The following is a 4008-nucleotide window of genomic DNA, read 5'->3' as shown; positions in this document are numbered from 1 at the left end:
CCGGCCTTTAAGGCGGCGACGTACTCTCTCGTCGCGTCCCTGTGGAAGAGATAGGATGTCGATGTAGCGCAGCCCGCCGTACGGTGACCGCGCGACCGGCTCGGTGCCGACGGGGGTCAGGGTCGAGTAGTCGGCCCCGGCGGCGAGCCCCGTGCGCTCCTCGTAGTTCTCCGCGGCGCTGGCCCGCCCGTCGTAGGTGGCGAGGACCGTGCCGCCGGTGCGTACCACCGCGGTCACCCGGGCGCCGCGCGAGTCCCAGCAGCCGGCCCGCCCGCTCAGGGCGGTGCCGTGCCAGATCCACTCCAGGCCGTCGGCGCTGGTGGCGTAGTCGGTGACCATCTGGTCCTCCTCGCCGGCGTCCCCCAGCGGATGGCAGGAGGCCCACAGGTGCCAGACGCCGTCGTGGTACACGATCACGGGGTCCTTCACGCCGGTCTTGGGGTCGCCGGGCAACACGACCTTGCGCAGGGCGGCGTCGAACCGTGACGGGTCGTCGGCCTCGAGCACCTCGACCCGCCAGTGCTTGGTGTTGTAGGTGGCGCAGCTGATGTACAGGCGCCACTTGCCCTCGGGGGTGCGCACGAGGGCGGGCCGCTCCAGGGACTCGGTGTCGACCTCCTCACGGCCGAGCGTGTAGATCGTCTCGAAGCGCTCGCCGTCGAGGGACCGCGCGACGACGATGGCGTAGCCGCGCCCCTCGCCGATCGGCCGGCGAAGGCGGTAGGCGAGGTAGATCACACCATCGCTGAGCACGGAGCTCGGCGCGCCCGCCCAGTAGCCCGGCGCGTCTTCCGGTGGTGCCACGACCAGCACCGAGCGGTCCGGCTGGAGCGGCGGCATGGCGACCTGGAAGTCGTTCTCGTTCATCGGCACGTCGAAACAATAGACAACAATGAGCCGTCATGCCGAAAGACCGGCTGGTCGGAGGCCAGATGACCCCCCTAACCTGACCCCCCTGCCCCTATCGGCGAGGGCTCAGGAGATCACCGCGCCGACGAGGTGGCCGATCCCGTACGTGACGGCGGCGGCCGCCGCGCCGAGCAGCAGCTGCCTGGCGCCGCCGAACACCGAGGACCGGCGGGTGAGCCGTGCGACGAGGGCTCCGGTGCCGAACAGCCCGGCCGCCGTGAGCGCCGCAGCCGCGATCACCGAGCCGAAGCCGAGCAGGAACGGCAGCAGCGGGATGAGCGCGCCCAGCGCGAAGGCCAGGAACGACGACCCGGCCGCCACCCACGGCGAGGGCAGGTCGTCGGGGTCGACGCCGAGCTCCTCGCGGGCGTGGACCCGCCAGGCGACCTCGTCATGGGCGTGCAGCTGGCGGGCGACCTCGCGGGCCAGCTCGGGAGTGAGGCCGCGCGACTCGTACAGCAGCGCCAGCTCCCGCTCCTCGGCCTCGGGGTTCCTCGCGATCTCCCGGCGCTCGACCGCGATTTCGGCCAGGGTCATCTCGGTCTGCGAGCGCACGGAGGTGTACTCGCCGGTGGCCATGGAGAAGGCCCCGGCGGCGAGCCCGGCCAGCCCGGCGATCGCGACGGCCGAGGTGCTCGCGCCACTGCCCACCACGCCGGCGATGAGCGAGGCGTTGGACACCAGCCCGTCCATGACGCCGAACACCGCCGGCCGCAGCCAGCCGCCGGTCACGTCCCTGTGGTCGTGATGCACCTCGGCGGCGTGCAGGGAAACGGAGGTCATCGGGGATTCCTTTCAGGCCGGGCCCGCCATGCCGGCGGGGACCCGGCGACGTCCGCGCCGGTTCTCACTGTGACGGCCGTGTGCCCTTGGCCGGGGCCAGGTCATGACCGCCTCACATCGACGACGACGCTGATGACGAAGAAGCCGGCCAGCAGCACCCCGCCGAGTACGGCGGCGGCCGTGCCGCTGAGCCCCGCCAGCAGCAGCGCGGTCAGCACCACCGCCAGGGCGGAGACCACCGCCACCGCGATCTTCCAGTCGTCGCCGACGATGAAGTCATACCAGAATCGTGCCAATCCCCCGAGGAATTTCATCGGGCGGTCTCCGGCTTGAGACGGGGGAGCGTCAGGACGAGCCCGCGCGAGACCAGCAGCCAGCAGGCGACCAGGACGGGGATGGCCCACTCGCCGCCGGGCCAGGAGATGCTCTCGCCCCCGGTGAACACCCCGAGCCCCTCGACCGCCCAGAACGTGCCGAAGCCGGCGAGCAGCAGCCCGACGCCGTACTTCAGGGCGTTCTCGGGGATCATCGCCAGCGGCCGGTGGAGGACGACACCGGCGACCAGCACCAGGACCCCGGCGACCGCCGCGCCGCCCACAGCAGCCCTCATGTTCGCGGCGCCGGTGCCGAAGGTGATCACGATGAACACCACCTCGACGCCTTCGAGGAAGACCCCTTTGAGTGACACCACGAAGGCGAAGGCGTCGAGGCCGAAGCGGCTGTCCGCGACGGCATCGCGTGCCGCGGCGGTCTGCTCGGCGAACTCCTCGGCCTCGTCGTGCCTGGCCTTCAGGCCCGAGGAGCGCAGTACGGCCTTGCGCAGCCACTGGAGGCCGAAGATGAGGAGCAGGGTACCGACGACGAGTCGCAGAAGGGCCGGAGGGAGCCATGTGCTCAGGGCGTATCCGGCGGCGGCGGTGAAGGCGGCGAGGGCCACGAGCGCGGTGGCGGTGCCCGCCAGCGCGGAACGCCAGCCACGGGTGACGCCCATGGCCAAGACGATGGTGAGCGCCTCGACGAACTCCACGAACGAGGCCGTGAAGGTGGAGGCCATCAGGCCCCAGGTCGCGCCCGGCACTGGACTCCCGGCATGTAGCAGATGTTTTTTATAGCAAGTGTTTCTCCCCGTCAAGGTAATCGGGCAAATCGGGTGTGTCAAAGGCTCTATTCGGTGGCCTGCCCGGCCGTACGGCCCGGCCCGGTGACGCGGCTCGCGGCGATCTCGGCGGTGAGGTCGCCCAGCAGGGCCAGGGCGCCCTCCGAGGGCTGCCGGCCTCCGGCTGGTGGACGCGGCGGCGGCGCGGCTCGGCCCGCGACAGCTCGCGCAGGTGGGCCGGCGACTCGGGGCAGGGCTGAGCCGGGTCAGTCGGCGGCGGCGTCCTCGGGGGTGCCGCGCGCGAGCCGCGCCAGCGTCTCCAGCGCCCGGGAGAGGATCTCCACCGGCGGGGAGGCGAGCCCGACGCGCACCGCCGCCGGCGTGCTCCGCGTCCCGACGGCGAACGAGGCGGCGGGGGTGACCGCGATGCCCTGACGCGCGGCGGCGGCCACGAAGGTCTCGGCACGCCATGGCTCGGGCAGCTCCCACCAGCAGTAATAGGAGTGCGGGTCGGCGAGCACGGTGAAACCGGCGAGATGGCGGCCGGCGACCTCCTGGCGGGCCGCGGCGTCCAGACGTTTCGCCCGCTCTATGGCGGTCACCGTGCCGTCGGCCATCCAGCGGGTCGCGGCGTCGAGCGCGAAGCCCGCCGCCGTCCAGGCCCCCGATCGCAGGGCGGCGGCGACCGGCGCGGTACGCGACGGCGGCGTCACCGCGAAACCGAGGGTCAGGCCGGGGGCCAGCCGCTTCGACAGGCTGTCAAGGAGGATCGTGTGCTCGGGTGCCAGCGCCGCCAGCGGGGGTTCGTCCCCTTCGTGAAGGAAGGCCCAGATGGTGTCCTCGATCGCGTACAGGCCGAGGTCGCGCAGCGTGGCGGCCAGCTCGTACCGCCGCCACAGGGGCATGGTGACGGCGAGCGGGTTGTGCAGCGTCGGTTGCAGGTAGACCGCCGCGAGCGGGGTGTGCCGGTGCGCGGCGGCGAGCGAGCCGGGCCGTAGCCCCGCCTCGTCGGTGGCCAGGGGGACAAGGGTGACGCCGAGCCTGCCCGCGATCGCCTTGACCACCGGGTAGGTGAGAGGCTCGACGCCGAGCCGGCCTCCCGCCAGGCCGTCGCGGGGGGGCGGCACGACCACGTACACCACCGACGATCTCGAGAGCAAAACAAATAAAAACAAAAAAACACAAAAAAAAAAAGTATTGACGATGATAATGTATATAAT

The 4008-nt window shown here is 71.6% G+C and carries 6 protein-coding genes; 1 reads left to right on the top strand and 5 read right to left on the bottom strand.

All coding sequences use genetic code 11. The features are described from left to right. The 4 genes from AB0O34_RS36250 to AB0O34_RS36235 all read right to left on the bottom strand — a co-directional run. On the bottom strand, positions 1 to 867 hold an 867-nt coding region (locus AB0O34_RS36250; protein WP_363923439.1), incomplete at its 3' end, for a hypothetical protein. A 108-nt stretch (positions 868 to 975) separates the two neighbouring features. Continuing rightward, a complete protein-coding gene (locus AB0O34_RS36245; protein WP_363923438.1) occupies positions 976 to 1692 on the bottom strand; it encodes a VIT1/CCC1 transporter family protein in 717 nt (238 codons plus the stop codon). A 101-nt stretch (positions 1693 to 1793) separates the two neighbouring features. Continuing rightward, complete coding sequence (locus AB0O34_RS36240) at positions 1794 to 2006, bottom strand: hypothetical protein (RefSeq protein WP_363923436.1); 213 nt, start codon at positions 2004 to 2006, stop codon at positions 1794 to 1796. Further along, entirely contained in the window at positions 2003 to 2770 is a 768-nt protein-coding gene (locus AB0O34_RS36235; protein WP_363923434.1) for a hypothetical protein, read from the bottom strand. Before AB0O34_RS36235 ends, AB0O34_RS36240 begins: the two co-directional genes overlap by 4 nt. A gap of 74 nt (positions 2771 to 2844) precedes the next feature. On the opposite strand from AB0O34_RS36235, the gene AB0O34_RS36230 reads away from it, so the two are divergent. Beyond that, on the top strand, positions 2845 to 3048 hold the full coding sequence (locus AB0O34_RS36230; RefSeq protein WP_363923432.1) for a hypothetical protein: 204 nt from the start codon (positions 2845 to 2847) through the stop codon (positions 3046 to 3048). A gap of 6 nt (positions 3049 to 3054) precedes the next feature. Here AB0O34_RS36230 and AB0O34_RS36225 read toward each other — a convergent pair whose 3' ends face one another. Beyond that, positions 3055 to 3921 carry a PLP-dependent aminotransferase family protein gene (locus AB0O34_RS36225; RefSeq protein ID WP_363923430.1) on the bottom strand — a complete coding sequence of 289 codons (867 nt, stop codon included), beginning with the start codon at positions 3919 to 3921 and terminating at the stop codon, positions 3055 to 3057. Positions 3922 to 4008: the final 87 nt, after the last annotated feature.

It is taken from the genome of Sphaerisporangium sp. NPDC088356, assembly GCF_040685555.1.
Lineage (GTDB): Bacteria > Actinomycetota > Actinomycetes > Streptosporangiales > Streptosporangiaceae > Sphaerisporangium.
Note: the sequence above shows the minus strand (reverse complement) of the source record. Positions and strands in the feature narration are given on the sequence as shown.

Bases quoted from the DNA above. Each gene is read 5' to 3' on its own strand.
- AB0O34_RS36245 (WP_363923438.1), bottom strand. From the start codon at position 1,692: ATGACCTCCGTTTCCCTGCACGCCGCCGAGGTGCATCACGACCACAGG.
- AB0O34_RS36240 (WP_363923436.1), bottom strand. From the start codon at position 2,006: ATGAAATTCCTCGGGGGATTGGCACGATTCTGGTATGACTTCATCGTC.